Below are 24,649 nucleotides of genomic sequence, written 5' to 3'. Positions count from 1 at the left end.
GTCTCCCGCCGGACCGGTTCCGGGCGGGAGACAGCGCGCGCGGCTACCGCCGCGAGCGGCTGGCCTTCATGAACTCGCGGTTGAGGTTCGCGATGCTGGCGAGCGGAATCCCCTTGGGGCACGAAGCGACGCATTCGCCGGTGTTCGTGCAGCCGCCGAAGTCCGCCGCGTCCATGGTCTCCACCATGTCGAGCACGCGCTGGGCGCGTTCGGGCTGGCCTTGCGGCAGGGAGTTCAGGTGCGCCACCTTGGCCGAGGTGAACAGCATCGCCGACCCGTTCGGGCAGGCCGCCACGCACGCGCCGCAGCCGATGCAGGTCGCGTTGTCGAAGGCGAGGTCCGCGTCCGGCTTGGGCACCGGCGTCGCGTGCGCCTCGGGAGCGCTGCCGGTCGGGGCGGTGACGTAGCCGCCCGCCTCGATGATCCGGTCGAACGCCGACCGGTCGACCACCAGGTCCTTGAGCACCGGGAAACCCTTGGCGCGCCACGGTTCGACGTCCAGCACGTCGCCGTCGCGGAAGGACCGCAGGTGCAGCTGGCAGGTCGTGGTGCGCTCCGGGCCGTGCGCCCGTCCGTTGATCACCACGCCGCAGGAGCCGCAGATGCCCTCGCGGCAGTCGTGGTCGAACGCGATCGGCTCGGCGCCGTCCTCGATGAGGTGCTGGTTGAGGACGTCGAGCAGTTCCAGGAAGGACATGTCCGGGCTGGCGTCGTCGACCGGGTAGTCGACGAGCCGGCCGTCGTCGTCCGGGCCGGACTGGCGCCAGACCCGCAGGGTGAGTTTCACGTGTAGCTCCGCTGGGTGGGGTGGACGTGCTCGAAGTTCAGGAGTTCCGGGTGCAGCACCGGCGTTTCGCCGTACTCCCAGGCCGAAACGAAGGAGAACCGCTCGTCGTCGCGCTGCGCTTCGCCGTCTTCGGTTTGGTGTTCCTCCCGGAAATGGCCGCCGCACGATTCCTCGCGCACGAGTGCGTCGAGCAGCAGCAGTTCGGCGAGTTCGAGGAAATCGGCGACGCGACCGGCTTTCTCCAGTTCCTGGTTCAGTTCGGCGCCGGTGCCGGGAACGCGGACGACGCGCCAGAATTCGGCCCTCAGCTCCGGAACGCGGTCGAGCGCTTTCCGCAGGCCTTCGGCGGATCGCGACATTCCGCAGTGGTCCCACATCAGGTGGCCCAGTTCGCGGTGGAACGAGTCGACGCTGCGCGTGCCGCGCACGGACAGCAGCCGTTCCAGCCGGTCCCGTACCGCGGTTTCGGCTTCCGCGACCGCCGGATCGGCCGGGTCGAGCGCGGGGAAGCTGCCGCGGGCGATGTAGTCGTTGAGCGTGGCCGGGAGCACGAAGTAGCCGTCGGCGAGGCCCTGCATCAGCGCGGACGCGCCGAGCCGGTTCGCGCCGTGGTCGGAGAAGTTGGCTTCGCCGATCACGAACAGGCCGGGCACCGTGCTCTGCAGGTCGTAGTCGACCCACAGACCGCCCATCGTGTAGTGGATCGCCGGGTAGATCCGCATCGGGACCTCGTACGGGTTCTCCGCGGTGATCCGCTCGTACATGTCGAACAGGTTGCCGTACTTGGCTTCCACCGCCGGGCGGCCCATCCGCTCGATCGCGTCCGCGAAGTCGAGGTACACGCCGAGCCCGCCCGGACCGACCCCGAGCCCGGCGTCGCAGACGTTCTTGGCCGCCCGCGAAGCGATGTCGCGCGGCACCAGGTTGCCGAAGCTCGGGTACATCCGCTCGAGGTAGTAGTCCCGTTCGGACTCCGGGATCGCTTGCGGCGGACGCGGGTCGCGCGGCTGCTTCGGCACCCATATCCGGCCGTCGTTGCGCAGCGATTCGCTCATCAGCGTCAGCTTCGACTGGTGCTCGCCCGAGCGCGGGATGCAGGTCGGGTGGATCTGCGTGAAGCACGGGTTCGCGAAGTACGCGCCGCGTTTGTGCGCCCGCCAGATCGCGGTCGCGTTGGAGCCCTTCGCGTTGGTGGACAAGTAAAAGACGTTGCCGTAGCCGCCGGTCGCGAGCACGACGGCGTCCGCGAGATGCGTGGTCACCTCGCCGGTGACCAGGTCGCGCGCGACGATCCCGCGCGCCTTGCCGTCGGAGACGATCAGGTCCAGCATCTCCGTCCGCGGGTGCATCTCCACGCCGCCGGCGTCGATCTGCCGCGCGAGCGCCTGGTACGCGCCGAGCAGCAGCTGCTGCCCGGTCTGGCCGCGGGCGTAGAACGTGCGCTGGACTTGGACGCCGCCGAACGAACGGGTGTCGAGCAGCCCGCCGTACTCCCGGGCGAACGGCACGCCCTGTGCCACCGCCTGGTCGATGATCTGCGTGGACACCTGCGCCAGCCGGTACACATTGGACTCCCGGGACCGGAAGTCGCCGCCCTTCACCGTGTCGTAGAAGAGCCGGTAGACCGAATCGCCGTCGTTGCGGTAGTTCTTCGCCGCGTTGATGCCGCCCTGCGCGGCGACCGAATGCGCGCGCCGCGGCGAGTCCTGGAAGCAGAACTGGACCACGTGGTAGCCCTGTTCGGCGAGCGTCGCCCCGGCGGACGCGCCCGCGAGGCCGGTGCCGACCACGATGATCCGGTGCCGCCGCCGGTTGGCCGGGTTGACCAGTTTCGCGCCGAAGCGGCGGCTGTCCCAGCGGTCCTCGATCGGACCGGCCGGCGCTCGCGTGTCGGCGATCGGCTCGCCGAGCGTGTAGTCGTTCATGTCAGGCCACCCATCCCGCCATCACGGCGATCGGCACGATCAGGAAGCCGCCGGTGATCACGACGGCGAGCACGGAGCCCGCGGTTTTCAACGCCCGGTCGCGGGTTTTGCTGGTGATGCCGAGGGTCTGCGCCGCGCTCCAGAAGCCGTGGTTGATGTGCAGGCCGAGCATCAGCAGCGCGACGATGTAGATCAGGTTGACCCACCAGACCTGGAAGTCCGCGACGATGTTGTGGTACGGCTGGCCGTCGCGGAAGTCCTGGTTGGCCACGCCGACCGTGAGGTCCAGAATGTGCCACACGATGTAGAGCGCGAGCGTCGCGCCGCCCCAGCGCATGGTATGCGTCGCGAAACTGGCCTTGCGCCGCTGGCCGTGCGCGTACTTCACCGGGCGCGCCTGGCGGTCCCGTTTGGACAGTTGCCCGGCCGCGACCACGTGCAGCACCAAGGCGATCAGCAGCACGGCGCGCTGGATCGAGAGGTACCAGGCGTTCTGCAGCACCGGTTCGCCGATCGTGCGCAGCCAGGCCGCGTAGTCGTCGAAGTGCTGCGGTCCCAGGAAAACCTTGAGGTTCCCGGCCATGTGCACGAACAGGAACGCGACGAAGATCAGCCCGGTGACGGCCATGACGGCCTTCTTGCCGATGGTCGAACGCCAGAACGTCACGAGCGCCGGGCGACGGCGGGGCGGAGCGGGTGCGAGTGCCACGAAACCGACGGTAAGTCCGCGCTGACGAGAGGGCAAACACATGCTTTCTCTCGAAAGCATAGCCAGCGCCTATGATGGGGGTCATGCAGTTCCAGCAGCTGGCGTATTTCCTGGCAGTGGCCGAGACGCGGCATTTCACGCGTGCCGCGGAACAGATGCGAGTGGCGCAGCCCTCACTGTCGCAGCAGATCCGTGCGCTGGAACGGGATGTCGGCGCGGGGCTGTTCCACCGGATCCGCGGGAACGTCACGCTCACCGAGGCGGGGGAGACGCTGCTGCCGATCGCGCGCCGCATCCTCGCCGAGACGGAGACCGCGTACCGGGCGATCCGCGAACTGGACGAACTGGGCCGCGGCCGCGTGCGGCTGGGCGCGACCCCGAGCCTGTGCACCGGCCTGCTGCCCGCGATGCTCGCCGCGTTCCGCCGGGACTACCCGGGGATCGAGCTGGTGCTGCACGAAAGCGGGTCGCGCGACCTGCAGACCGCGCTGTCGGAAGGCGGCCTGGACCTGGCGATGATCGTGGACAGCCGCGTCCACGACGATTCCCGGCTGGAGAGCCGCGCGCTGTTCGTCGAGGACCTGGTGGTGATCTCGCCGAAGAACGCGCCCGCCCCGGTGCGCGGCCGGATGCCGATCGCCGCGCTCCGGGACCGGCCGCTGGTGATGTTCCGGCAGGGCTACGACCTGCGCGAGGCGACCGTGGCCGCCTGCCGCGCCGAGGGCTTCGACCCGCTCTTCGCGATCGAAGGCGGCGAGATGGACGCGGTGCTGGAGCTGGTCCAGGCCGGGCTGGGCCTGGCGGTCGTGCCGAGCACCGTGGTCGGGGACCGGTTCCGCCGCACGCAGTTCACCGAGCCCGGCCTGAGCCGCGTGGTGCGGCTGGCGTACCGGCGGGACGTCGAGCAGCCGCGCGCCGTGCGGGCCCTGCAGGACGCGGTGGTGCGGTATCTGGGCGGCGGGGTGGCTCAGCTGCCGCCCGGTACGCGTCCGCTGGTGAGCCGGTGAGCGGGCCCCGCTTCTCGGCTACATCCCCACCGACTGCCGTTCGGGCTCGATCAGGCCGACGACGCGGACCTGCTCGCGCGGGTACGGCTGTCCGATGTACTTCTTGGCCACTTCGTCGACGATCTCCCATGCCGGGTCGCCCTCGATCCACTCCGCCACCCGGCCGCGGACGATGATCGGTTCGAACGGATTGTCCGGCGGCGTAAGGGAAAGCGCGACGCGGGGGTCGCGGCGGAGGTTGCGGGCCTTGCGGCTGTCCGGGCCGGTCAGGAAGACGATCCGGTCGCCGCGCGTGCCGATCCACACCGGGACGACGTGCGGCGATCCGTCCGGGAGCACGGTCGCGAGGTGGGCGATCGGGGTGCCGTCGAGGACGCGGCGGATTTCGGGGTTCAGCATCGGGATTCCTTTCAGCGGAGGATTTCGTAGTGAAGGTGGGTGACGCCGGGCGCCGGGACTGCTTCGACCAGCCGCAGCCGCACGTGTTCCGGCAGCTCGCCGAAGAAGCTCCGGCCGCCGCCCAGCAGGATGGGCACCTGATGCAGCACGAGTTCGTCGACGAGCCCGGCCTTGATCGCCTCGGTGACCAGAACGCCGCCCATGAGCGCGACGTCCTTGTCGCCCGCCGCCGCCCGCGCGCCTTCGATGGCCTCTTCGACGCTGGTGGCCTGGGTCTGCGCGTCGCTCAGCTCCGGCACCGGCTGGTGGCTGACGACGAACAACGGCGCCGTCGGATGCGGACCACTACCGCCGAAGTGGCTTGAGTGGTCGTACGTCGTGTGCCCGACGACGGTCGCCCCGACGCGGGCGGCGAGCGAGTCGAAAACCCGCGCGCTGGGCTCGGAAAGCTTGAACCCGTCGAAGACCTTGCTGGGCGTGTCGCCGGTGAAGTACCAGTCGAATAGCGCCCCGGCGTCGCCGAGCCCGCTGCCGACCTCGTCGGCCCCTTCGGGGAGGCGGCCGCTGATGTAGCCGTCGACCGAAACGGCGAGGGCACTGAACACTTTGGTCATGACGCTCCTTAGTAGTCGCTCACAGAGCCTGGGGAAAGTCGAAAACCCGGTGCGGGTCGCAGCTTTTCTTGACCGCGGCCAGCCTGGGGAGGTTGCCCGCGTGATACGCCCGGTGCGGGTTTTCGAGGGCGAGATCGGGGAAGTTGGGATAAACCCGGCCGGACCCCTCCGCGTGTGCGGTGGTCCACGCGTCGTCCACCCACGGATCGCCGAGGTCGCCGACCTCCTCCAGCAGGAACCGCTCGCCCCGATGGGCGAAGGCGGTCGCCTCCTCGGCGACCCGGTTGTACGCCCCGCCCATCGCGGTGAACGCCAGGCGCCGATTCCCGGTCAGCCCCCGGAGAAGTTCGCCGGTCGTCCGGTCGGTCATCGGGCGAGCGAAGAACTCCGACCGGACGCGGCGCGGTTCGCCGGCCGGATCCAGTGTGCTGAATGTCGGCTTCACCAGGCTGTAGGGAACATCCAGTCGGATGTCGATTGCATACAGCACACCGGCCCGCGCGGTGAACTCCCGGAGCAGGCCCCGGGTCTCCGCCGGCGGCAAGGTGGAAGCGCCGAAAAGCGTCGTGCGTCCCTCTTGGACGATGAGGTTGGCCGTGAAGCCGTCCGGAGCGTCGGGTGCCCAGTCCTGCCAGGCCTGGACGAGGTTTCCGTCCGCCCAGTTCCCTTCGATCCGGCAGACCGGCGGCTCCGGCACCGTGGCGAACCGCAATTCCGTGACGATCCCGAACTGCCCGCCGCCCGCGCCGCGCAGGGCCCAGAACAGGTCGGATTCCCGGCGCTCGTCGCACTCCACGACGGTCCGGTCGGCGAGCACGACCTGCGCGCCGACGAGCCGGTCGCAGGTCAGCCCGTACTGGCGACCGAGCAGCCCGATCCCGCCGCCGAGCGTCAGCCCCGCGATGCCGACCGTGTCGCCGCAGCCCGCCGGGATCGTCCGTCCGGATTCGTGCAACGCCGCGTACACCGCTCCCAGCCGCGCACCAGCACCGATCGTCGCCACTCCGCTGTCGTCGACCGCGATCCGGTCCATTCCCGACAGATCCACCACGATCCCGTTGCTCCGGCACCGGTCCACGAAACAATGCCCGCCCCCGCGCGGCACGGTGCGCGCACCGGTCGAGGCCGCGTAGGCCATGACCTGAACGACCTCCGAGACCGAATGACACCGCACGACCGTCTCGCCCGGTGAACCGGGGGAGAGGACGTCAAGGTCGATCACGGAGACGACGCTACGAAGCCTCAGCGCGCTTTTCTTGAACAAAACGCGCACGGGCCGCGCTCAACTCCGGATCGGCGACCGCCTCCGGGTAGCGAGGAACGGCGCGTACGAAGCCGAATGATCATGCCCGCACGCGCACCGGTCGAGGTCGCCCCCGAGCAGCTGCCTGGGCGTGACCCCGGTCAGCCGAAGACATTCCCGGCTCAGGTGGGCCTGGTCGGCATAACCGGCGTCGACGGCCAGGCCAGCCGTCCCGTCCGCGCCCCGCCGCCCGGTCGCGCTCGCCCCGGACTGAGCGAGCGCGAGAAACCCCTGAAAGCGCAACGTCCGCTGCAGCACCTTCGGACTCATCCCCACCGCCTGCAAGCATCGCCGCCGCAGCTGGCTGGCCGAGAGCGCGAGATGCGCCGCGACCGCGTCCACGCCGACCGGGTCCCACGGCATCAGCACCTGCACCGCCTCGCCGACCAACGGGTCCACCCCGCCGGTGAGGCGAAACTCCCGCACGAGGTGCGCCTGCACCGCGGCCAGCCCCAGCTCGGGCGTCGCGGCGAGCGCCACGTCCTCCACGAGCCGCTCGACGGTCCGTCCCCACAGTTCGCTCAGCCCGACATGCTGATCCGCCAACTCGTCGAGCCCGGCGGGCAGGGGAGGCGCGGCCCCCGGCCGGAACCGCACCCCGACGACCGTCGTATGCGCCGGAATGACCTCGATCCGCGGCCCGGTCAACGGCCCGAGCAGGCGCGGACGCCCGCCGACCGGGAAATGGATCTCGACCCCGCCGGTCGGCAGATGCCGCTGCACGTACGGCGCGTCGCCGGTGCGCTGGATCCACACCGTGCGCACGACTCCCGCCAGCCCCGGCGCCGGCGGACGCTCCACATACGCGGTCATCCCCGTACCGAAGCGGTCCGCCGCCCGCACGTCAAGCACCACGCTGAGGCTTTCGCGGTCCAGGTGCGGGGGATTTCACCGCAGTGGCCCTCGGCCGCCTGTGCCAGGCCGCAAGGCCCCGGACCGAGTGACCTTCTCCGGTAGCCCGCGAGCTTCGTGCCGAGGATTCTCGCTGTCTGGAACCCCGCTCACCGCGCATCGGCTCGCCGAACCGGCTCAGATGTACCCGCACACATCCATCGCGGCGACCACCTTCCGGAACCCCGCGATGTTCGCCCCGCTCACGTAATCCCCGGCCACCCCGTGCTCGTCGGCCGTTTCGAGGCACGTCCGGTGGATGTCGGTCATGATGTCGCGCAGCGTCCGGTCCGTGCGCTCGAACGTCCAACGCTCTCGCGCCGCGTTCTGCTGCATCTCCAGCGCGGACACCGCGACCCCGCCCGCGTTCGCGGCCTTGCCCGGTCCGACCGCGACCCCGGCCTCGCGGAAGATCTGCAGCGACCCCGGTGTGCACGGCATGTTCGCGCCCTCGGCGACCGCCCGCACGTTGTTCTTCACCAGCCGCAACGCCGACTGCTCGTCCAGCTCGTTCTGCGTCGCGCACGGGAGCGCGAGGTCGCACGGCACGTCCCACGGCGAGCCGTCGGTGACGTACTTGGCCGTTGGCACATGGTCGACGTACTCGGAAAGCCGCCCGCGCCGCGCGACCTTCAACTCGTGCAGCAACTCCAGGTCGATCCCGCGCGGATCGTGCACGTACCCGCCGGAATCCGAGCACACGACCGGCTTCGCGCCGAGTTCCCGCAGCTTCGCGATCGCGTGGTAGGCGACGTTGCCCGAGCCGGAGACCACCGCGGTGCGGCCGGAGAACGAGTCGTCGCGCGCGCCGAGCATCGCCTCGAGGAAGTACACCGTCCCGTACCCGGTGGCCTCCGGACGCGCCGGAATGCCGCCCAGCAGCGGGTTCTTGCCGGTGATCGTGCCCGCGTCGTAGCGGTTGGTGAGCCGTTTGTACTGGCCGAACAGATACCCGATCTCGCGCCCGCCGACCCCGATGTCGCCCGCCGGGACGTCGGTCTCCGGCCCGATGTGCCGGACCAGTTCGGTCATGAACGCCTGGCAGAACCGCATGATCTCGCCGTCGCTGCGGCCGGCCGGGTCGAAGTCGGACCCGCCCTTGCCGGCGCCGATGCCGAGCCCGGTGAGCGCGTTCTTGAAGATCTGCTCGAAGGCGAGGAACTTGACCGTGCCGAGCGTGACGTCGCCGCGGAACCGCAGCCCGCCCTTGTACGGCCCGAGCGCCGAGCTGAACCCGACCCGGAAACCGCGGTTGACGTGCACCTCGCCCGCGTCGTCGGTCCAGACGACCCGGAACATCACCTGCCGCTCCGGCTCGCACAGCCGCTCCAGCATCGCCGCGTCCCGCAGACCCGGGTCCCGCCGCAGCGCGGGCCGGATCGCTTCCAGCACCTCGAACACGGCCTGGTGGAACTCCGGCTCGGCCGGGTTCTTCCGGACGATGTCCTCGTACACTGCGCGCGATGTCCCGTCGAGTGGCATCCGCCGATGATGCCGTCCAGGTGCCGGATTTCGCACCCCCTGACGGGGTTTGCGAAGTTAGGGGTGACCAGACTCACGCATCGAGCACTACATCGGCAGTGGGCACCGCCTGGCAGGAAAGGCACTGGTCAGCGGGCAGATCGTCGGCGATCGCGACCAGGTGCGCGACGGTTCCCTCCAGTACCGGCACCGCGCAGCTTTCGCACTGCCCGAGCCGGCATCCGCTGGGCAGCGCGATGCCGGAAGCCTCGGCGAACCGCAGCAGGTCCCCGTCGCCCGCCCGCCACGTGAGCGCTCGGCCGGACCGGGCGAACCGCACCTGGGCCGTGGCGTCGTCCGGGATCCGGATCGGGGCGGGCGCGGCGTGGAACTTCTCGGTGAAGATGTCGAAGCGCGGCACGCCCCGCTCGACGAGCCCGGCGGTCAGTTCGTCCAGCATGCTTTCGGGACCGCACAGGTAGAACCGAGCCCGCCGCCGGATCAGCTCGGAGTCGATGCGGTCGGCGGTCATGCGTCCGATGAAGTCGCACCGGTCGTCCGGACCAGGACGGCTGTAGTGGTCCATTATCCGTACACTGGGCAGCCGAGCCGCCAGCTCGGCGATGCGCTCCCGGAACGCGTGCCTCGAACGGTCCCGGCTGCCGTGGTGCAGCACGATCTCCGGCGCGGACGCGGCGTCGAGTGACTCCAGATAGCTGAGGAACGGCGTGATCCCGATCCCGGCGGCGACCAGCACGATCGGTCGCGAATGGACAGTCGGCAGCGCGAAGCCGCCCGACGGAGCCGTCACCAGCAACCGGGTCCCCGGCTGGAGCCGGTCGTGCACGCCCGGCGAGAACTGCCCGCCCGGCACCCGGCGCACCGCGATCGAGTACCCGTCGTCCGACACATTCGCCGGCCCGGTGAGCGAATAACTGCGGGTCAGCCCCGGCGCGTCCGGCCAGGCGACGGTGATGTGCTGCCCGGCGCGAAACTCCGGCACCGACCAGTCGTCCACCGGCTTGAGGCGCACCGACCGGATGTCCTCGGTCTCGAACTCCGCCCGCTCGACCACGAACTCCCGCTGCCCGGTCCACGGCTCCGGCTCGTCCGGCCGGACGTCGCAGAACGTCGACCGCAACGGCACGGACCCGCTCACCGGATCATGGGCGTCGTCGCCGACGAGGAGGTTGTAGTTGGTCCCACCGTCCTCGAGCGGATTCGAACCGGGCAGCGCGAGGTCGGGCGCCGGTTGCCACCAGCCGTACTCCGCCACGACCACGTCGCGGTGCAGCGCGGGGTCGATCCGCGCCCGCATCCGGACGGACGCGGAGGCGGTCGTGAGGCGGACCCACTGTCCGTCGACGATCCCTCGCTGTGCGGCGAGTTCCGCGCTCAGTTCGACGGCCGGTTCGGGAAAACGCTTCCGCAGCGACGCGATCCCGCGATGCTGGCTGTGGCAGAAGTACCCGTTCTTCGCGCAGGTCAGCACCAGCGGATGCCGGGCGTCCGGGGTTGGCGGCTCAGCGTCCGGAACCGCGGGCTGGCCATGCTCGGCAAGCCGCTCCGAGTACAGTTCGACGCGTCGAGTCGGCGTCGCAAACCCAGTCACCGCACCATTTTCCGCCCGGTTGGCGTACTTGCGATACTCAGTCGGCAACGGCAGATCGACGCCGCCAGGCCGCTCCCGCAGCTGCGCGGCAGTGAGGCCGAGCGGGGCCAGTTGGTGATCCCAGCCGTCCTCGATGCGGCCGTCGAAGAACTCCGCATCGAGCCCGAGCCGCGTGGCCAGCTCGAACACGACCTCAGTGTCCGAACGCGACTCGCCGATCGGTTCGGTCATCCGCGGCCGAAGCTGCACGCGCTCCTGCGCCGCCTGGCTGATTTCGAAACCGGCCTTGACCGCCTCGTGCTCCCACGGCGTCTGAACAGGCAACAGCAGATCGGCGAATTGCGCAGTCGGGTTCTCGAACAAATCAAGATGCACCGAGAATTCCAACCGCCGCAACGCGTCCGCGGTGCGTCGAGGATCCGGCTGGGACAGAAGAAGATTTCCGCCGAAGGACACCAGCGCTCGGACCGGATAAGGCTTTTCGTCGAGAACCGCGCGACAGAAGTTGCGCGCGGTCACCCAGCCTTGCGCGGGCGGTCCGAGGGGAAACTCCTGCAGGCCAAGAGCTTTCGCGCGCTGCTTCGGCGCGAGCTGATCCGGCGACGTCACCGGAGCGACCGGAAGCTTCGGCAGGACGACGTTTCCGCCGGGGGCGTCGTAGCTGCCGGTGAGCGCGTAGAGCGTGGCGATCGCACGCTCGGTCTGCGTCGCGTTCGCGTGCTGACCGACGCCCGACCAAGCCGCGTACGTCACGGACTTCGCTTCGGCAAGATCGGCCGCGAATGCTTCGATCGCGGCAGCCTCTACGGTCGTCACCGCTTCGGTCCGATCGAGCGGCCACGCAGCACAAGCCTCCGCGTAGAATTCGAACGCGGGAACACAGTCAACCGAACCGGAAAGCGTGCGCGCCCGGTGCTTTCCTCGCAGAGCAAACCTTTCCGGCCTGCTCGCGGGATATTTCGTGTCGTAAGGCTCAGCTCGGCCAGCGACTTCGTCCCACACCGCGAACCCGGCCGCGGCGGGATCGATTTCCGCCGCCCGAAGAAATCGGCCGGTGTCCGCCCGGACCAGCAACGGAGCATTCGTCCACGACCGCACGAACGCCTCGTCGTGCCCGCGCCGCTCGAGCAACGTCCGCGCGACGCCGAGCGCGAGCGCACCGTCCGTGCCTGGCCGGACCCGCAGCCAGTGCTCAGCCTGCACTGCGCTGGCCGTCCGCCGCGGATCGATGACCGCCAGCTTCGGCGGCCGTGCCCCGGCCAGCGCGGCGGACTGCGCGAGCCACGCCTTGGCCGGATTGTGCCCCCACAACACCGCGAATTCCGTGCCCGCGTAATCCGGGGCGGGCAATCCCGAACCGAACGTGAACGCGTGCGCGAAATCCTTGTGCCAATTGCAGATTTCGGTCGCGTACAAGGTATTGGGGCTGCCGAAAAGCCGGATGAACCGCTCGACCCAATCGATCGAATCCGACATCGGCGTGCCGCTGGGGGAGGTGACCGAGAACGCGACCGCCTCGGCCCCGCTGGCCGCCCGGATGCCGCCGAGCCGCTCGGCGGTTTCGGACAGCGCTTCGTCCCAGCTGATCTCGCGCCAGCGCGGATCCGGATCGGACTTGGGCGTCGTGCGCCGCAGCGGCACGCGCAGTCGTTCGGGGGAGTGCACCAATTCGGGCGCGGCCCGGCCTTTCGGGCACAGCGCGGCACCGGTCGGATGCGCCGGATCCGGCCGGACGCCGCGCAGCGCGCCGTTCTCGACCGTGTAGACCGCGCCGCAGCGCGACCGGCACAGCGTGCAGTAACCCCGGACCTCAGGCATCAGTTACTCCTTAGTAACCGGCTACCGGTTACTAAGGTACGATGCGGCACGGGAGCGGGCGGAGTCAAGGCGAAGGAGCGTCGCGTGCCGCAGCTGCAGCGCACGAACCTGCGCGAACAAGTGCTCGAAATAGTGCGGCAGGCGATGGTGTCCGGCGACCTGCGGCCCGGCGACATCTATTCGGCCGCCGCGCTCGCGACGCGCCTGGGCGTGTCGAGCAGCCCGGTGCGCGAGGCGCTCCTGACGCTGGTCAACCAGGGTCTGCTGGAACCGGTCCGCAACCGCGGGTACCGGGTCGTCGCGATGACCGAACGGGACCTGGACGAGATCTACGAGATGCGGCTGCTGCTGGAGGTCCCGGCGACGCTGTCCGCCGGCGCCGCCGCCGGTCCCGCCGACCTCGCCCGGCTGGACGGCCTGGCCGCCGAGATCGAGTCCGCGGCCGAGGCGGGCGAGGTCGCGCGTTTCCTGGAGGCCGACCGGCGGTTCCATCTGGACCTGCTGTCGCTCGCCGGGAACGGGCGGCTGACCGGCGCCATCGCCACGCTGCGCGACCAGACTCGGTTGTACGGCTTGGAAAAGCTCGCCGAACACGGGCGGTTGACGGAGTCGGCGCGGGAACACCGGGAGATGCTGGCGACGATCGCGGCTCGGGATTGGACCCGGCTGGAGGGCCAGGTCAGGGCGCATTTGAAGCACATCCGGGCGGATTGGGCGTCCGGCTGAAGCGGTGACCTCGTGCAGGACAGTCCGGCGAACCCGGGCCGTCTCGCTCCCGGAGACCTTCGCACTTTGGAGTTCACCGGAACGGCGGTCGTCAGCACGGAATCCGGACTGCGCGTGTCGATGACCGAACGCAACCGCATCCCGAAAGCGGTGCTGAAAGTGGAAATCGAAACCGTCCGGCTCGCCCCGAACGCCGGGCTGCGCGACGCCGGATTGCGGGACCCCGCTCGGCACGTCGACGCTGGTGACCTGCCGCGGCCGTCGGAGATCTGGACCGCCCACCTCAAGCTGAACCAGACCGCGGGCACCGCCGCGGACCGGGGTGGACGAGCGGCTGCTGCGCGCCGGACTGGACGAGGACTACCGGGAGAATCTGTGACCCCTCGGTGATCACCGGCCCGGCGAAGACTACTCAAATGACCGATGCCCGCCCGGGCGGTCTGCCCGTAGCGTGGGCCGGGCCCAGTCGTCGACGTTGCGAGGTCCGGATGGCTCAAGAACGCATGACAACCGACACCGACACGGCCGCCAGCGGGCTGCTGCTGAGCGTGGAACCGCTGACCGCCGCCGTGGACCGCGGCAAGGCCAACGGCGCCGTGGCCGACAACGACGGCAACGACTAGCCGTTGTCCCGCTCCATGACTGAGATTCCCGGACTGGCCGGCCTCGTGGCACCGCTCGAGGCCGGCCAGTTCTTCGCGGACGTCCTCGGCAAGGCCCCGCGCCGCTTCCCCGGGGAGAAGGGGCGGTTCGCGTCCCTGCTGCCGTGGCCGGAACTGGACCGGGTGCTGCGCCAGCACCGCCTGGAGTTCCCCCGGCTGCGGCTCGCGCTCGACGGCGACGTCGTCCCCGCCCACACCTACACGGAAATGGTGTCGACCCGGCGCAACGGCCTGGTCCCGCGCGTGCTGCCGGCCCCGTTCGCCGAACACCTGCGCGCCGGCGCGACCCTCGTGCTCGACTCGGTCAACGAACTGGTCGGCGAGGTCGGGGAACTGGCGACCAAGCTCGAACACGACCTGCGCGAGCGGATCCAGGTCAACCTGTACGCGGGCTGGGGCACCACGCACGGCTTCGACGTCCACTGGGACGACCACGACGCGTTCGTCATCCAGCTCTCCGGCCGGAAGCGGTGGCGGCTGCACGGCGTCACCCGGCCCTCGCCGCTGCAGCGGGACGTCGAACTCCCGGAACGTCCGGAAGGCGAACCGCGCGACGACTTCCTGCTGGAGGACGGCGACGTTCTTTATCTGCCGCGCGGGCACTGGCACGACGTGTCCGCTGTCGGCGAGGAGTCGCTGCACCTGACGATCGGCTTCAACGCCGCGACCGGCGTGGACCTCGTAGCGTGGCTGGCCGACCAGCTGCGGTCCGACGAGTTGTTCCGCGCCGACCTGCCCCGGTTCGCCGGTCCGGAGGCGCGAGCCGAGCGGGCCGAAGCACTCCGCCGCCGGCTCGCCGAAGCGATTTCGGGCGATGTCGTCGACCGCTTCCTCGCCGACCGCGACGCCCAAGCCCCGGCCCAGACCCGCATCGGCCTGCCGTGGGCGGCGACAGCGGACCTGCTGCCGCCGGACGACGACTTCGAGGTCCGGTTGCTGGTCCCGCGCGCGGCATTGGTCGACGACGAGGGCACGGTGGCACTGGTCGGAGCGGGGAAGCGGCTGGTCTTCGCGGAGGCCGCGCGCCCGGTGCTCGCCGCGTTGCTGGGGTGCGCTGCGCAACCGTTCAAGGTACTGGTCGATGCGGCGCCCGGGGTGCCGCCGGAGACGGTGCGGGCGTTGCTGCGGGAGCTGGTGGTGCAGGGGTTGGTGGCTCGGGCTTGACCCGTGGAGGCTCGCAGCGGGGCCGGTCAAGTGGAGCGGTGGCTCAAGCCTGATCCGTGGGCGCGAACGGCTGCGGGAGCGGCCTGGCAGGTAGGGATGTTGCTGGGTTTGACCCGTGCCGTGGGGGCGAGCGGGTGCGGGAGAGCCGGTCGATCGAGGCCGTGTCCCGCGCTTGAGCAGCGGCGCTACCGTCCTCGATCCCCGGTGAACATTGCCCGATCGAGTGACGTCGCGCGACAGTGACGGTCGCCTCGAAAGAGGGTCGCGCGCCGTCAGCTATACTTAGGCATGCCTAAGCCCGACGTGCCGCACTCGGGCCCGGGGATCTGCTTCCCGGGCCGGAATGCCGCGCCCGGATGCGCGGCGCTCACTCGGGAGCTTGGGGGCGAGCCCGCTGGGACTGCCGCGCGCATGACGTCCTGGTTGCTGGTCGAGCAGCCGGGTTCGTGGGGCCCGGACGCGCTCGAAGACGTACTGGGCGCGGTGTTCGCCCCTGAACGTCTCGATGCCGCGCGCGCCTCGGGACTGCGTCCGCTGCTGATCCGGAAGCCGGGCCGGCACGTGCGGGCGCCTGGTGCTCCGCGTGCGGTTTACGTCGCCAGCGGACATCCCGGCGACCGCTGGATGGAGCGCCTCGACCTCGCTGACCTGGCCGACCTCGCTCATCTGGATCTGGAAGCGGTCGCCGCCGGACGTCGCGGGCACGGCGAACCGGTGTCCGGTCCGCTCTTTCTCGTGTGCACTCATGGCAGCAAGGACATGTGCTGCGCGGTTTTCGGCCGCCCGCTGGCGACGAGCCTGGCGCAGAACCATCCCGGCCGGGTGTGGGAAGTCAGCCACGTCGGCGGGGACCGCTGGGCGGGCAACCTCCTGACCGTCCCCAACGGCTACCTCCACGGCAGCCTCGCGGTCCCCGACGCGGAACTGGCGGCCAAGGAAGCACTCAGCGGCAACGTCCGGCTGGAGAACCTGCGCGGCCGTACCTCGGCGGAGAGCGCGTGGTCGCAGTTCGCCGAGATCGAGATCCGCGGACGCACCGGCCTGCGCGGCCTCGACGCGGTCCTCGCCGTGGCGGAGGAATCGCAGGGGGATTCCCGGACCGTGCTGGTCTCCGCGGGCGGGCGGCGGTACGAGGTCGTGGTCCGCCGGACGGTGACGACGGCCTCCGGGCACAACCGCTGCACCGCGCGACTGGTGCTGTCCGGGTTCGTGGCGGAGTCGGTGCGCGAGGTCTGACCTCGGCGGCTCACCGGCTGTCCCGGCGTGGTCCATCGCCAGGCACGGAGGTCCCTGGCATTTCGTGCTCCCCGGTTGGGCCGAGGCGTTAATCGCACTCACGACTCCCAAGGCGCGGTCGTCGAACTCGCGGAGCTCGCCGGAGTCGAGGCTCTCGCGATTCCGGTTGGCTGAGAAGAAAAATCTCCGGCGGTCCACTGTGGAGCAATAGTGACCATTGTGGACGGTCTAAGTCAGACGACCTCCCCGAAGCGCACGTGAGTGGTGTCCGAGGGGGGCCCGCGCACTCCGCCGCGCCCGAGCCGAACGGACACCGCCACGACGCCACGCCGCGCGGAAACCTGCCCGCTTCCCGTTGACCGGAGTCTCCGCGTCCAGCTATTCTCGAACTATGGAAGAAAACTTCCACAAAGCGAAATTAGCTGATCGAGATGTGAGGAGCCGAGGTACTCATGACCGGTCCCGCCGGGGAGCGGCACTCGCTGCCCTACACCGCCAACCTGTCGATCCTGTTCACCGAGCTCCCGCTGCTCGAGCGCGCGCAGGCCGCTCGGGCAGCGGGCTTCACCAAGGTGGAGTACTGGTGGCCGTTCGACAGCGCCGACCCGTCGGGCGCCGACGTCGACCGGTTCGCGCGGTCGATCGAGGAGGCGGGCGTCCAGCTGACCGGGCTGAACTTCTACGCCGGCGACATGGCCGCGGGCGAGCGCGGGCTCGTGTCGTGGGTCGGCCGCGAGGCGGAGTTCGCGACGAGCCTGACGGTCGCGCTCGGGCTCGCCGAACGGCTCGGCTGCCGCAGCTTCAACGCGCTGTACGGCAACCGGATCGACGGGGTCGCACCGTCCGAACAGGACGATCTGGCCCGCACGCACCTCGCGACCGCGGCGAAGGCGGCCGAGGGCATCGGCGCGCAGCTGGTGCTCGAACCGCTGTCCGGCACCCCGGCGTACCCGCTGAAGACCGCGGCCGACGCGGTCGCGGTGCTCGACGAGCTGGGCCTGGACAACGTCCGGCTGCTCGCGGACCTCTATCACCTGGCGGTCAACGGCGACGACCTCGACACCGTGATCGCCCGCTGCACCCCGCGCACCGGGCACGTGCAGATCGCCGACGCGCCGGGCCGGCACCAGCCGGGCACGGGGGAGCTCGATCTCGAAGGATATCTGGAAAAGCTGCAGGCGGCGGGCTACGCCGGACCGGTGGGCGTCGAGTACAAACCGGACGGTTCCACTGTGGACTCGCTGGCCTGGCTGCCGTACGAGCGAAGGGGAAACTGATGAGCAGGATCGGGTTCATCGGACTGGGCGTGATGGGCACGCCGATGGCCGCGCACCTGGCCGCCGCCGGACACGAGGTGAGCGGGTTCGACCTCAACGCCGACGCGCTGGCCAAACTGGAAGCGGCGGGCGGCCGCGCGGCGAAGGACGTCGCCGACGCGGTGTCCGGGGCCGAGGTCGTGATCACCATGCTGCCGAACCACCCGCAGGTCGAGCAGGTCGTGCTCGCCCCGGGCGGCGTCCTGGACACGATCGCGCCCGGCACGCTGCTGGCGGACATGAGCACCATCCGGCCGGAGACGTCGATCGAGGTCGCGAAAGCCGGTGCGGCCAAGGGGATCCGCGTGCTGGACGCGCCGGTGTCCGGCGGTCAGGCGGGAGCCGAGCAGGCCGCACTGTCCATTATGGTCGGTGGCGACGAGGCCGATTTCGCCGCGGCCAAGCCGGTTTTCGACACGCTCGGCAAGACCGTCGTGCACGTCGGGCCGCACGGTGCGGGACAGGTCGTCAAGGCGGCCAACCAGCTGGTGGTCGGCGGGATCTACGGGCTGGTCGCCGAGGCGATCGTGCTGCTCGAAGCGTCCGGAGTGGACGCGGGCACCGGCCTCGACGTGCTGGCCGGCGGGCTCGCCGGCAGCCGGATCCTGGAACTGAAGCGGAAGTCGATGGTCGCGCGGCAGTTCGAACCGGGCTTCCGGATCGACCTGCACCACAAGGACATGGGCATCGCGCTCGCCGCGGCCCGGCAGTCCGACGTGGCGCTTCCGCTGACCGGCCTGGTCGCGCAGCTGGTCGCGGCCGGGCGGGCGATGGGCTACGGCTCGCTGGACCATTCCGCGCTGCTGAAGGTCGTCGAAGAACTGTCCGGCCGCTCGTCCGAGGAGGTTTGACCATGGCCCGGGTCCCCGCTATGCAGGCAGTCGTCGACGTGCTGGTCGACGAAGGCATCGACGTCGCCTTCGGCTGTCCAGGAGCGGCGATCCTGCCGCTGTACGACGCGATGCAAGGCCGCGGCATCGACCATCTGGTGGTCCGCCACGAAGAGGGCGCGACGCACATGGCCGACGGCTGGGCGCGCACCACCGGCAACGTCGGCGTCGCGATCGGCACGTCCGGTCCGGCCGGCACCAACATGATCACCGGCCTCTACACCGCGCACGCGGATTCCGTCCCGATCCTGTGCATCACCGGGCAGGCCGCGACGACGAAACTGCACCAGGAAGCGTTCCAGGCGGTCGACATCGTGGAGATCGCGCGGCCGGTCACGAAGTGGGCGGTCCAGGTGAAGGAGGCCGCGCAGCTGCCGTGGATCTTCCGCGAGGCGTTCCGGATCGCCCGGTCCGGACGGCCCGGCCCGGTCCTCATCGACCTCCCGATCGACGTGCAGAAGCAGATGATCGAATGGGATTCGTCGATCGATTCGGCGCTGCCGGTCAGCACGGTCAAACCGTCGCCGGCGCGGGTCGAACGGGCGCTGGACATGCTGCTCGCCGCCGAACGTCCGCTGATCCTGGCGGGCGGCGGCGTCGTGCTCGGCGAGGCGAGCGACCCGTTGCGGCGGCTCGCGGAACGGCTCGGCGTGCCGGTCGGTGTCACGCTGATGGGCAAGGGCAGTTTCCCCGAGGACCACGAGCTGTTCGCGGGCATGGCGGGCATCCAGACGTCGCAGCGCTGGGCCAACGCCGCGTTCCTGGAGTCCGACCTGGTCCTGGCGCTGGGCGCGCGGTTCGGCGACCGGCACACCGGCGAGCTGTCGGTGTACCGCGGCGACCGGAAGTTCATCCACGTCGACATCGAGCCCACCCAGCTGGGCAAGGTGTTCGGGCCGGACCTGGGCGTCGTCTCGCACACGCGGGAGTTCCTGGAAGCGCTGCTGGCGGCGCTCGACGCGCGGACCCCTCCGGCGCGGGACCGCGCGTGGGTCAAGCGACTCGGCGACCTCAAGGCGGAGCTGCCGCGCAAGGAGGACTTCGACTGCACGCCGATCAAGGCGCCGCGGGTGTTCAAGGAACTCAACGAGTTCTACGGGCCGGAGACGTATTTCGTGACGGCGATCGGGCTGTACCAGATCTGGTCCGGCCAGTTCCAGCGCGCGCACCTGCCGCGGCACTACCAGGTGTGCGGCCAGGCCGGCCCGCTCGGCTGGGAGATCCCGGCCGCGATCGGCGTCAAGAAGGCCCGTCCGGACGCGGAGGTCGTCGGCGTGGTCGGCGACTACTCGTTCCAGTTCCTCGTCGAGGAGCTGGCGGTCGCCGCGCAGTACGACGTCGGGTTCGTGCTCGTCATGCTCAACAACGAGTACCTGGGCCTGATCCGCCAGTCCGAGCTGCCGTACGAGATGAACTACCAGGTCGACATCCACTACGACGACCACGGCACGGACAACGTGAAGATCATGGAGGCCTACGGCTGCTCGGGCACCCGCGTCGAGGACCCGGGCGAGATCCGGTCGTCGCTCGAATGGGCGCGGAAGGAAGCCGAACGCACCCGGCGGCCGGTGCTGGTCGAGATCATGATCGAACGCGAGGGCAACGCCGCGATGGGCGCCGCACTGGACGCGGTGCGCGAGTTCGAAGCGGCCGACTGACCGGGGCCGGGCCGGGGCGTCGAGTGCTCCGGCCCGGTTTCCGGTGCTAGTGCGCGGGAATCAGGTCTGCCAGGGCAGCGAGGGCCTCGGCGTCGCGGGTGCCCGGCGTCGCGTGGAAGACCACCAGCTGCAGGGTTGCCGGGCCGGGGATGTCGAGTTTGTCGCTGTGCAGGTCCAGGTTTCCGGCCGCGGGGTGCCGGAAGCGGACGAGGTGGCCGGTGCGCGGTTTGACGTCGTGCTGGGCCCAAAGGTCGCGGAACTCGGCGCTGCTGGCGGTGAGGTCGGCGATGAGTTCGGCCGCCGCCGGGTCGGCGATGCTCGGGCCGAGCGCGGCGCGCAGCCCGGCTACGCCGTCGGTCGCCATGGTGCTCCAGTCTCGGCGGAGTTCGCGTTCGGCCGGGTCGAGGAAGATCGCGCGGAGCAGGTTCCGGCCGACCGCGTAGTTCGGCGAAACCGCTGTGGCGACAGGGTTTGCGGCGAGGACGTTGGTGAGCCGGTCCTGGACGTAGGCCGGGTTCGTCGGCCAGGTGGCGATCAGTTCGACGATGCTCGCGGGCACGCGTGGCTCGGCTTGGCTGGGTTGGGTCGGGGCCGCGAGCTGGTGCAGGTGCTGGCGGGAAGGCTCGTCCAAGCTGAGCGCTCGGGCCAGGGCGTCGAGGACCTGTGCCGACGGGTTCTGGTCGCGGCCCTGTTCCAGCCGGATGTAGTAGTCGCTGCTGATTCCGGCCAGGAGCGCGAGTTCCTCGCGGCGCAGTCCGCGCACGCGGCGCCGTCCGTTGTCCGGCAGCCCGACGTCGGCCGGGGAGATCCGCTCTCGCCGGGCGCGGAGGAAGTCGCCGAGGAGGTTGTCCACCGGATCAGTGTATTTGATTCAGCTAGCGCTGTATTGTTTTGGCTGTGCTGAAGTCTGAGACTCGCGAACTGGCGCTCGCCCGGCTCGGCCGCGCGCTGGCGGACCCGACGCGCTGCCGGATTCTCGTGGCGCTGCTGGACGGGGTCGCGTACCCCGCGCAGTTGGCGGCGGAACTGGAACTGAGCAGGTCGAACGTCTCGAACCATCTCGCGTGCCTGCGGGGGTGCGGGTTGGTGGTCGCGACCTACGAAGGGCGGCAGGTCCGGTACGCGATCGCTGATCCGCATCTCGCGCATGCGCTGGCGGAGTTGACGCAGGTGGTGCTGGCTGTCGCGTCGACGGAGGCGTGTATCGACGATGCACGGGCGGCGCGATGAATGAGCCGGGTTGCTCTTCGGCCGGTTGCGGTGCACGTCCCGGGGTGGATGTCGCGCGGCGGGCGGTCTTGCGGCGGCGAGTGCGGTGGCTGGTCGCCGGGACGATCACGTACAACGTGGTCGAGGCGATCGTCGCGGTTTCGGCGGGGACGGTCGCGTCCTCGTCGGCGCTGATCGCGTTCGGGCTGGACTCGGTGGCCGAAGTGCTGTCGGCGGTCGCGGTGGCGTGGCAGTTCGCCGGCGCGGATCCGGAACGCCGGGAGCGGGCGGCGCTGCGGGTGATCGCCGTGTCGTTCTTCCTGCTGGCGGCCTACGTCGCGGTCGATTCGGTGCGGTCGCTGTTCGGCAATGAGGCTTCGCATTCGACGGTGGGGATCGTGCTCGCCGCGGTGTCCTTGGTCGTGATGCCGGTGCTTTCGGGCGCGCAACGCCGGGCCGGGCGGGAACTCGGCTCGGCGAGCGCGGTCGCCGACTCGAAGCAGACGCTTCTCTGCACTTACCTTTCCGGGGTGCTGTTGGTCGGGTTGCTGGTGAACGCACTGTTCGGCTGGTACTGGGCGGATCCGGTCGCCGCGCTGGTGATCGCGGCGGCCGCGGTCCGCGAGGGGCTCGAGGCCTGGCGGGGCGAGCACTGCTGCTGATCGCGGGCCAGACGTTGCTGGACGGCGCGCAAGGTTATGGCCAGCGCGATGAATACGCCGATCAGCAGCAGTGCGGGGGCTAGGTCGCTCACCTTGGCGGGCCTTTCTCCGATGGTGGTCTCTGGTCGGAGCATGCCCTGGTGCGGGCCGGGTTTCTGTCCGCGCTCACGCTTCCTTGACTGCACTCCAGCCGATGTTGATGCCGCTCCTGCTCCGGACTATGCGGACACGTGTCCGGTAAGCTATACGGACACGTGTCCGAATGAGGTGCAGGGGTGGGAATGTCAGTTCTGGCAAGCAAAGTCGTCGCGATCACCGGGGCGAGCAGCGGAATCGGCGAGGCGACCGCCCGGCTGCTCGCCGCCCGTGGCGCCGCGGTGGTCCTTGGCGCGCGCCGTGAGGATCGGCTCGCTGCGGTGGCGAAGGAAATCCGCGCCGAAGGCGGCCGCGCGATCGCGTGCGGGACCGACGTGACCCGGCGCGAGGACCTGGACCGCCTCGTGCAACGGGCGCTCGACGAATTCGGCCAACTCGACGTGCTGGTCGGCAATGCCGGGATCGCCAAGCTGGGGCCGGTGGCGGACGCGGATGTCGAGGGTTGGTCGGCCATGATCGAGGTCAATGTGCGCGGTGTGCTGCACGGGATCGCGGCCGCGCTTCCGGTGTTCCGGCGGCAGGGGCGGGGGCACTTGGTGACGACGCTGTCGACGGCCGGGTTGAAGATCGTGCCCGGACAGGCGGTCTACGCCGGGACGAAGAACGCGGTGCGGACGATCCTGGAAGCGCTGAGGCAGGAGTCGACGGACGGGGTGCTCCGGACGACGACAGTGTCGCCCGGGTTCGTCCGGACGGAACTGACGGATTCGATCGACGATCCGGGGGAGAGGGAGCGGATTCGTCGGCGGGTGGAGGAAATGGCACTGGATCCGAAGGCGGTGGCGCGGGCGATCGCGTTTGCGGTGGAGCAGCCGGAGGAGGTGGAGATCGGGGAGATCACTGTGCGGCCTGCTGTTCAGAATTGACCGGGACGGGCGCGTTTCGACGGTGCTTCGGAGGTTCGCGGCGGGTTCGGTCGCGGTGGTGGTCGTGTTCGGGGTTGGGCAGCCGGAGGGCGTGGAGCTTGGGACGCCGCGATCCGGTCTGCTGTGCAGAATTGACTGGGGCAGCTGTGTTTCGGTGGTGGGTCGGGGAGTCGCGCCGGGTTCGGCCGGAGTGGTGATTGGGTTTGCGGTTGAGCAGCCGCCGGAGGTGGAGATCGGGGGCATCGCGCTCCGGGACCGCTGCTCTGAACCGAGAGCGGATCCGGAGGCGGGTCAGGGAGTTCGCGCTGGATCCGGGGGTGGTCGCGCGTGCAGTCGCGTTCGTGCAGTCGAAGGATGTGCAGATCGGGGACGCCACGGTCCGGTCTGTGGTGCGGAAGTGACCGGGCGTGGCGCGTTCCGGTTGCTGGGTCGGGGGATTGTCCTTGGTCCGGCCGCGGTGGTGGTCGTGTCCGCGGTGGAGCTTCCGGAGGGCGGGGAGGTCGCGGACGTCATGGTCTGGACTGTTGTGCGGAATGGATCAGGGGTACGGGGGCTGTGTCGTGTGGCCGGGAGGGCTGGTGGCCATGTCTCGGCGGGGTCCGGAGCTTCGTTGGGACGGCCCGGTTCGTGCTGCGGCGGTGGGGGTCAGAGGCAGGGCGGCTGGTAGCCGTCGATGAGGAGTTCGCGGAAGTCGAGGCTGTTGGGGGTCTTGCCGACGAACACCAGGCCTCGGGCCTCGGTCAGTGCGGACGCGAACGAGTACTGCGGCTGGCCCAGTTCGGGAAGCCAGGTCCAGGCGTCGGGGTCGAAGGGGAAGAACGTGCGGACCAGCTGGCCGCCGGTCGAGGGGATGCGGGTGAGCCACTTGTCGCCGCCGCTCCAGTGGGAGGCGGGGCGCAGCTGGATGTAGAAGTCGTCGTCGGCGCTGTAGGTCAGCCAGAATCCGGAGGAGTGGCTGAGGTCGGCCTGTGCGTCGAACTGGTTGCCCAGCCAGACTACGGCTACGTGCCATTCGTTGTTCTGGAAGACGATCTTGGCCGCGTAGCCGTCACCCTCCGGGACGAGGAGGCTTCCGGTGGCCGGGACGGTCGTTCCTTCGCCGCTGGCCAGCCATTTCTGCAGCCGGTTGATCGACGGGGCGCTGCATTCGTCCTGCACGCTGACCCCGGCGCGCCCGGCGGGTGCGCCCTGCGCGGCCGGCGCGGAGAGCGGAGCCAGCAGCAGTACGGAAATCGAGGCGAGGACTGTGATTCCGGCCTTGGTCCGGCGAGATGCGGGCATGATTCGGAAGCTACCAGTGGGATTCCTTTCCGGTCAGGGCCGATCGTCGGGTTGGGGCTCCTTGATTGCGCCGAACGCCTGGTGGCGGACGGATTCACGGTGTTCGTGTACACCAACGACGACCCGGTGCTGAGTGGTATGGACCTTTATCTGAAAGGACCAGACCACTTCGGCGGGTAAGCGGCATGGGAGAGGCTTGCCCAGGTTGTGGCTTCTGCCCCGCAGCTCGAAGGTGCCGTGCGGTCGGCGGAGATCACCGCCGACGGGACGGCGAGCACCCGGTGGGGCTGACCTGGA

Annotated in this window: 22 protein-coding genes and 1 pseudogene; 12 read left to right on the top strand and 11 right to left on the bottom strand. The window is 70.0% G+C overall.

Going from position 1 to position 24,649, the window contains the following annotated elements; all coding sequences use genetic code 11:
* Positions 1-43: 43 nt before the first annotated feature.
* From SSMG_RS19710 to SSMG_RS19700, 3 genes are read right to left on the bottom strand one after another with little or no spacing between them, the layout of a single operon-like run.
* Positions 44-787: a succinate dehydrogenase/fumarate reductase iron-sulfur subunit gene (locus tag SSMG_RS19710; RefSeq protein ID WP_009078778.1), complete on the bottom strand. Its 744-nt coding sequence runs from the start codon at positions 785-787 to the stop codon at positions 44-46.
* A complete protein-coding gene (locus SSMG_RS19705; protein ID WP_009078777.1) occupies positions 784-2,712 on the bottom strand; it encodes a fumarate reductase/succinate dehydrogenase flavoprotein subunit in 1,929 nt (642 codons plus the stop codon). The genes SSMG_RS19710 and SSMG_RS19705 overlap by 4 nt, the downstream gene beginning before the upstream one ends.
* Before the next feature lies 1 nt (position 2,713).
* Positions 2,714-3,421, bottom strand: a complete 708-nt coding sequence (locus SSMG_RS19700) for a succinate dehydrogenase cytochrome b subunit (protein ID WP_009078776.1) — start codon at positions 3,419-3,421, stop codon at positions 2,714-2,716.
* Positions 3,422-3,504: 83 nt separating this feature from the next.
* Between SSMG_RS19700 and SSMG_RS19695 the strand changes: the two genes are divergently transcribed.
* The gene (locus SSMG_RS19695) at positions 3,505-4,428 is read left to right on the top strand and encodes a LysR family transcriptional regulator (protein WP_037717552.1); all 924 of its coding nucleotides are present in this window, start codon (positions 3,505-3,507) and stop codon (positions 4,426-4,428) included.
* An 18-nt stretch (positions 4,429-4,446) separates the two neighbouring features.
* On the opposite strand, the gene SSMG_RS19690 is transcribed toward SSMG_RS19695, so the two are convergent.
* The 6 genes from SSMG_RS19690 to SSMG_RS19665 all read right to left on the bottom strand — a co-directional run bounded on the left by SSMG_RS19690 (position 4,447) and on the right by SSMG_RS19665 (position 12,526).
* Entirely contained in the window at positions 4,447-4,827 is a 381-nt protein-coding gene (locus tag SSMG_RS19690) for a PPOX class F420-dependent oxidoreductase (protein ID WP_009078774.1), read from the bottom strand.
* A gap of 11 nt (positions 4,828-4,838) precedes the next feature.
* Complete coding sequence (locus tag SSMG_RS19685) at positions 4,839-5,441, bottom strand: dihydrofolate reductase family protein (protein WP_009078773.1); 603 nt, start codon at positions 5,439-5,441, stop codon at positions 4,839-4,841.
* A 19-nt stretch (positions 5,442-5,460) separates the two neighbouring features.
* Positions 5,461-6,663, bottom strand: coding sequence for an FAD-binding oxidoreductase (locus SSMG_RS19680; protein ID WP_199785941.1), 1,203 nt, complete (start codon positions 6,661-6,663; stop codon positions 5,461-5,463).
* A gap of 60 nt (positions 6,664-6,723) precedes the next feature.
* Positions 6,724-7,596, bottom strand: a complete 873-nt coding sequence (locus tag SSMG_RS19675) for a DUF6597 domain-containing transcriptional factor (protein WP_199785940.1) — start codon at positions 7,594-7,596, stop codon at positions 6,724-6,726.
* Positions 7,597-7,773: 177 nt separating this feature from the next.
* Positions 7,774-9,117, bottom strand: coding sequence for an NADP-specific glutamate dehydrogenase (gdhA, locus tag SSMG_RS19670; protein WP_009078770.1), 1,344 nt, complete (start codon positions 9,115-9,117; stop codon positions 7,774-7,776).
* 73 nt (positions 9,118-9,190) lie between these two features.
* Positions 9,191-12,526, bottom strand: coding sequence for a molybdopterin-dependent oxidoreductase (locus SSMG_RS19665; RefSeq protein WP_009078768.1), 3,336 nt, complete (start codon positions 12,524-12,526; stop codon positions 9,191-9,193).
* An 84-nt stretch (positions 12,527-12,610) separates the two neighbouring features.
* Here SSMG_RS19665 and SSMG_RS19660 point away from each other — a divergent pair, with 84 nt between their 5' ends.
* The 7 genes from SSMG_RS19660 to gcl all read left to right on the top strand — a co-directional run bounded on the left by SSMG_RS19660 (position 12,611) and on the right by gcl (position 20,178).
* Complete coding sequence (locus SSMG_RS19660; RefSeq protein WP_234392855.1) at positions 12,611-13,252, top strand: GntR family transcriptional regulator; 642 nt, start codon at positions 12,611-12,613, stop codon at positions 13,250-13,252.
* Positions 13,253-13,264: 12 nt separating this feature from the next.
* Complete coding sequence (locus SSMG_RS19655) at positions 13,265-13,642, top strand: hypothetical protein (RefSeq protein ID WP_009078766.1); 378 nt, start codon at positions 13,265-13,267, stop codon at positions 13,640-13,642.
* Positions 13,643-13,890: 248 nt separating this feature from the next.
* Entirely contained in the window at positions 13,891-15,078 is a 1,188-nt protein-coding gene (locus tag SSMG_RS19650; RefSeq protein ID WP_037714237.1) for a cupin domain-containing protein, read from the top strand.
* A 288-nt stretch (positions 15,079-15,366) separates the two neighbouring features.
* On the top strand, positions 15,367-16,314 hold the full coding sequence (locus SSMG_RS19645; protein ID WP_050788228.1) for a sucrase ferredoxin: 948 nt from the start codon (positions 15,367-15,369) through the stop codon (positions 16,312-16,314).
* A 452-nt stretch (positions 16,315-16,766) separates the two neighbouring features.
* Positions 16,767-17,591 carry a hydroxypyruvate isomerase family protein gene (locus tag SSMG_RS19640; RefSeq protein WP_009078762.1) on the top strand — a complete coding sequence of 275 codons (825 nt, stop codon included), beginning with the start codon at positions 16,767-16,769 and terminating at the stop codon, positions 17,589-17,591.
* Positions 17,591-18,481 (top strand): 2-hydroxy-3-oxopropionate reductase, encoded by an 891-nt coding sequence (locus tag SSMG_RS19635; protein ID WP_009078760.1) that lies wholly within the window; start codon positions 17,591-17,593, stop codon positions 18,479-18,481. The genes SSMG_RS19640 and SSMG_RS19635 overlap by 1 nt, the downstream gene beginning before the upstream one ends.
* A 2-nt stretch (positions 18,482-18,483) precedes the next feature.
* The gene (gene gcl / locus SSMG_RS19630; protein ID WP_009078759.1) at positions 18,484-20,178 is read left to right on the top strand and encodes a glyoxylate carboligase; all 1,695 of its coding nucleotides are present in this window, start codon (positions 18,484-18,486) and stop codon (positions 20,176-20,178) included.
* A gap of 46 nt (positions 20,179-20,224) precedes the next feature.
* Here gcl and SSMG_RS19625 read toward each other — a convergent pair whose 3' ends face one another.
* Positions 20,225-21,031 carry a helix-turn-helix transcriptional regulator gene (locus SSMG_RS19625; RefSeq protein ID WP_009078757.1) on the bottom strand — a complete coding sequence of 269 codons (807 nt, stop codon included), beginning with the start codon at positions 21,029-21,031 and terminating at the stop codon, positions 20,225-20,227.
* A 44-nt stretch (positions 21,032-21,075) separates the two neighbouring features.
* Between SSMG_RS19625 and SSMG_RS19620 the strand changes: the two genes are divergently transcribed.
* The 3 genes from SSMG_RS19620 to SSMG_RS19610 all read left to right on the top strand — a co-directional run bounded on the left by SSMG_RS19620 (position 21,076) and on the right by SSMG_RS19610 (position 23,071).
* Positions 21,076-21,408, top strand: a complete 333-nt coding sequence (locus SSMG_RS19620) for a helix-turn-helix transcriptional regulator (RefSeq protein WP_037717541.1) — start codon at positions 21,076-21,078, stop codon at positions 21,406-21,408.
* Positions 21,405-22,049, top strand: coding sequence for a cation transporter (locus tag SSMG_RS19615; protein WP_050788227.1), 645 nt, complete (start codon positions 21,405-21,407; stop codon positions 22,047-22,049). Before SSMG_RS19620 ends, SSMG_RS19615 begins: the two co-directional genes overlap by 4 nt.
* Before the next feature lie 281 nt (positions 22,050-22,330).
* Positions 22,331-23,071: an SDR family oxidoreductase gene (locus tag SSMG_RS19610; RefSeq protein ID WP_009078753.1), complete on the top strand. Its 741-nt coding sequence runs from the start codon at positions 22,331-22,333 to the stop codon at positions 23,069-23,071.
* Positions 23,072-23,716: 645 nt separating this feature from the next.
* Here the strand turns inward: SSMG_RS19610 and SSMG_RS19605 are convergent.
* Complete coding sequence (locus tag SSMG_RS19605) at positions 23,717-24,352, bottom strand: hypothetical protein (RefSeq protein ID WP_009078751.1); 636 nt, start codon at positions 24,350-24,352, stop codon at positions 23,717-23,719.
* A gap of 51 nt (positions 24,353-24,403) precedes the next feature.
* On the opposite strand from SSMG_RS19605, the pseudogene SSMG_RS44840 reads away from it, so the two are divergent.
* A pseudogene (locus SSMG_RS44840) lies at positions 24,404-24,487 on the top strand (thiazole synthase); the annotation flags it as partial.
* Between the last annotated feature and the right edge of the window lie 162 nt (positions 24,488-24,649).

Origin of the sequence: Streptomyces sp. AA4 (assembly GCF_000158875.1) — a bacterium.
GTDB lineage: Bacteria > Actinomycetota > Actinomycetes > Mycobacteriales > Pseudonocardiaceae > Amycolatopsis.
The sequence above is the reverse complement of the archived record's forward strand: the minus strand, read 5'-3'. Positions and strand labels throughout refer to the sequence as shown.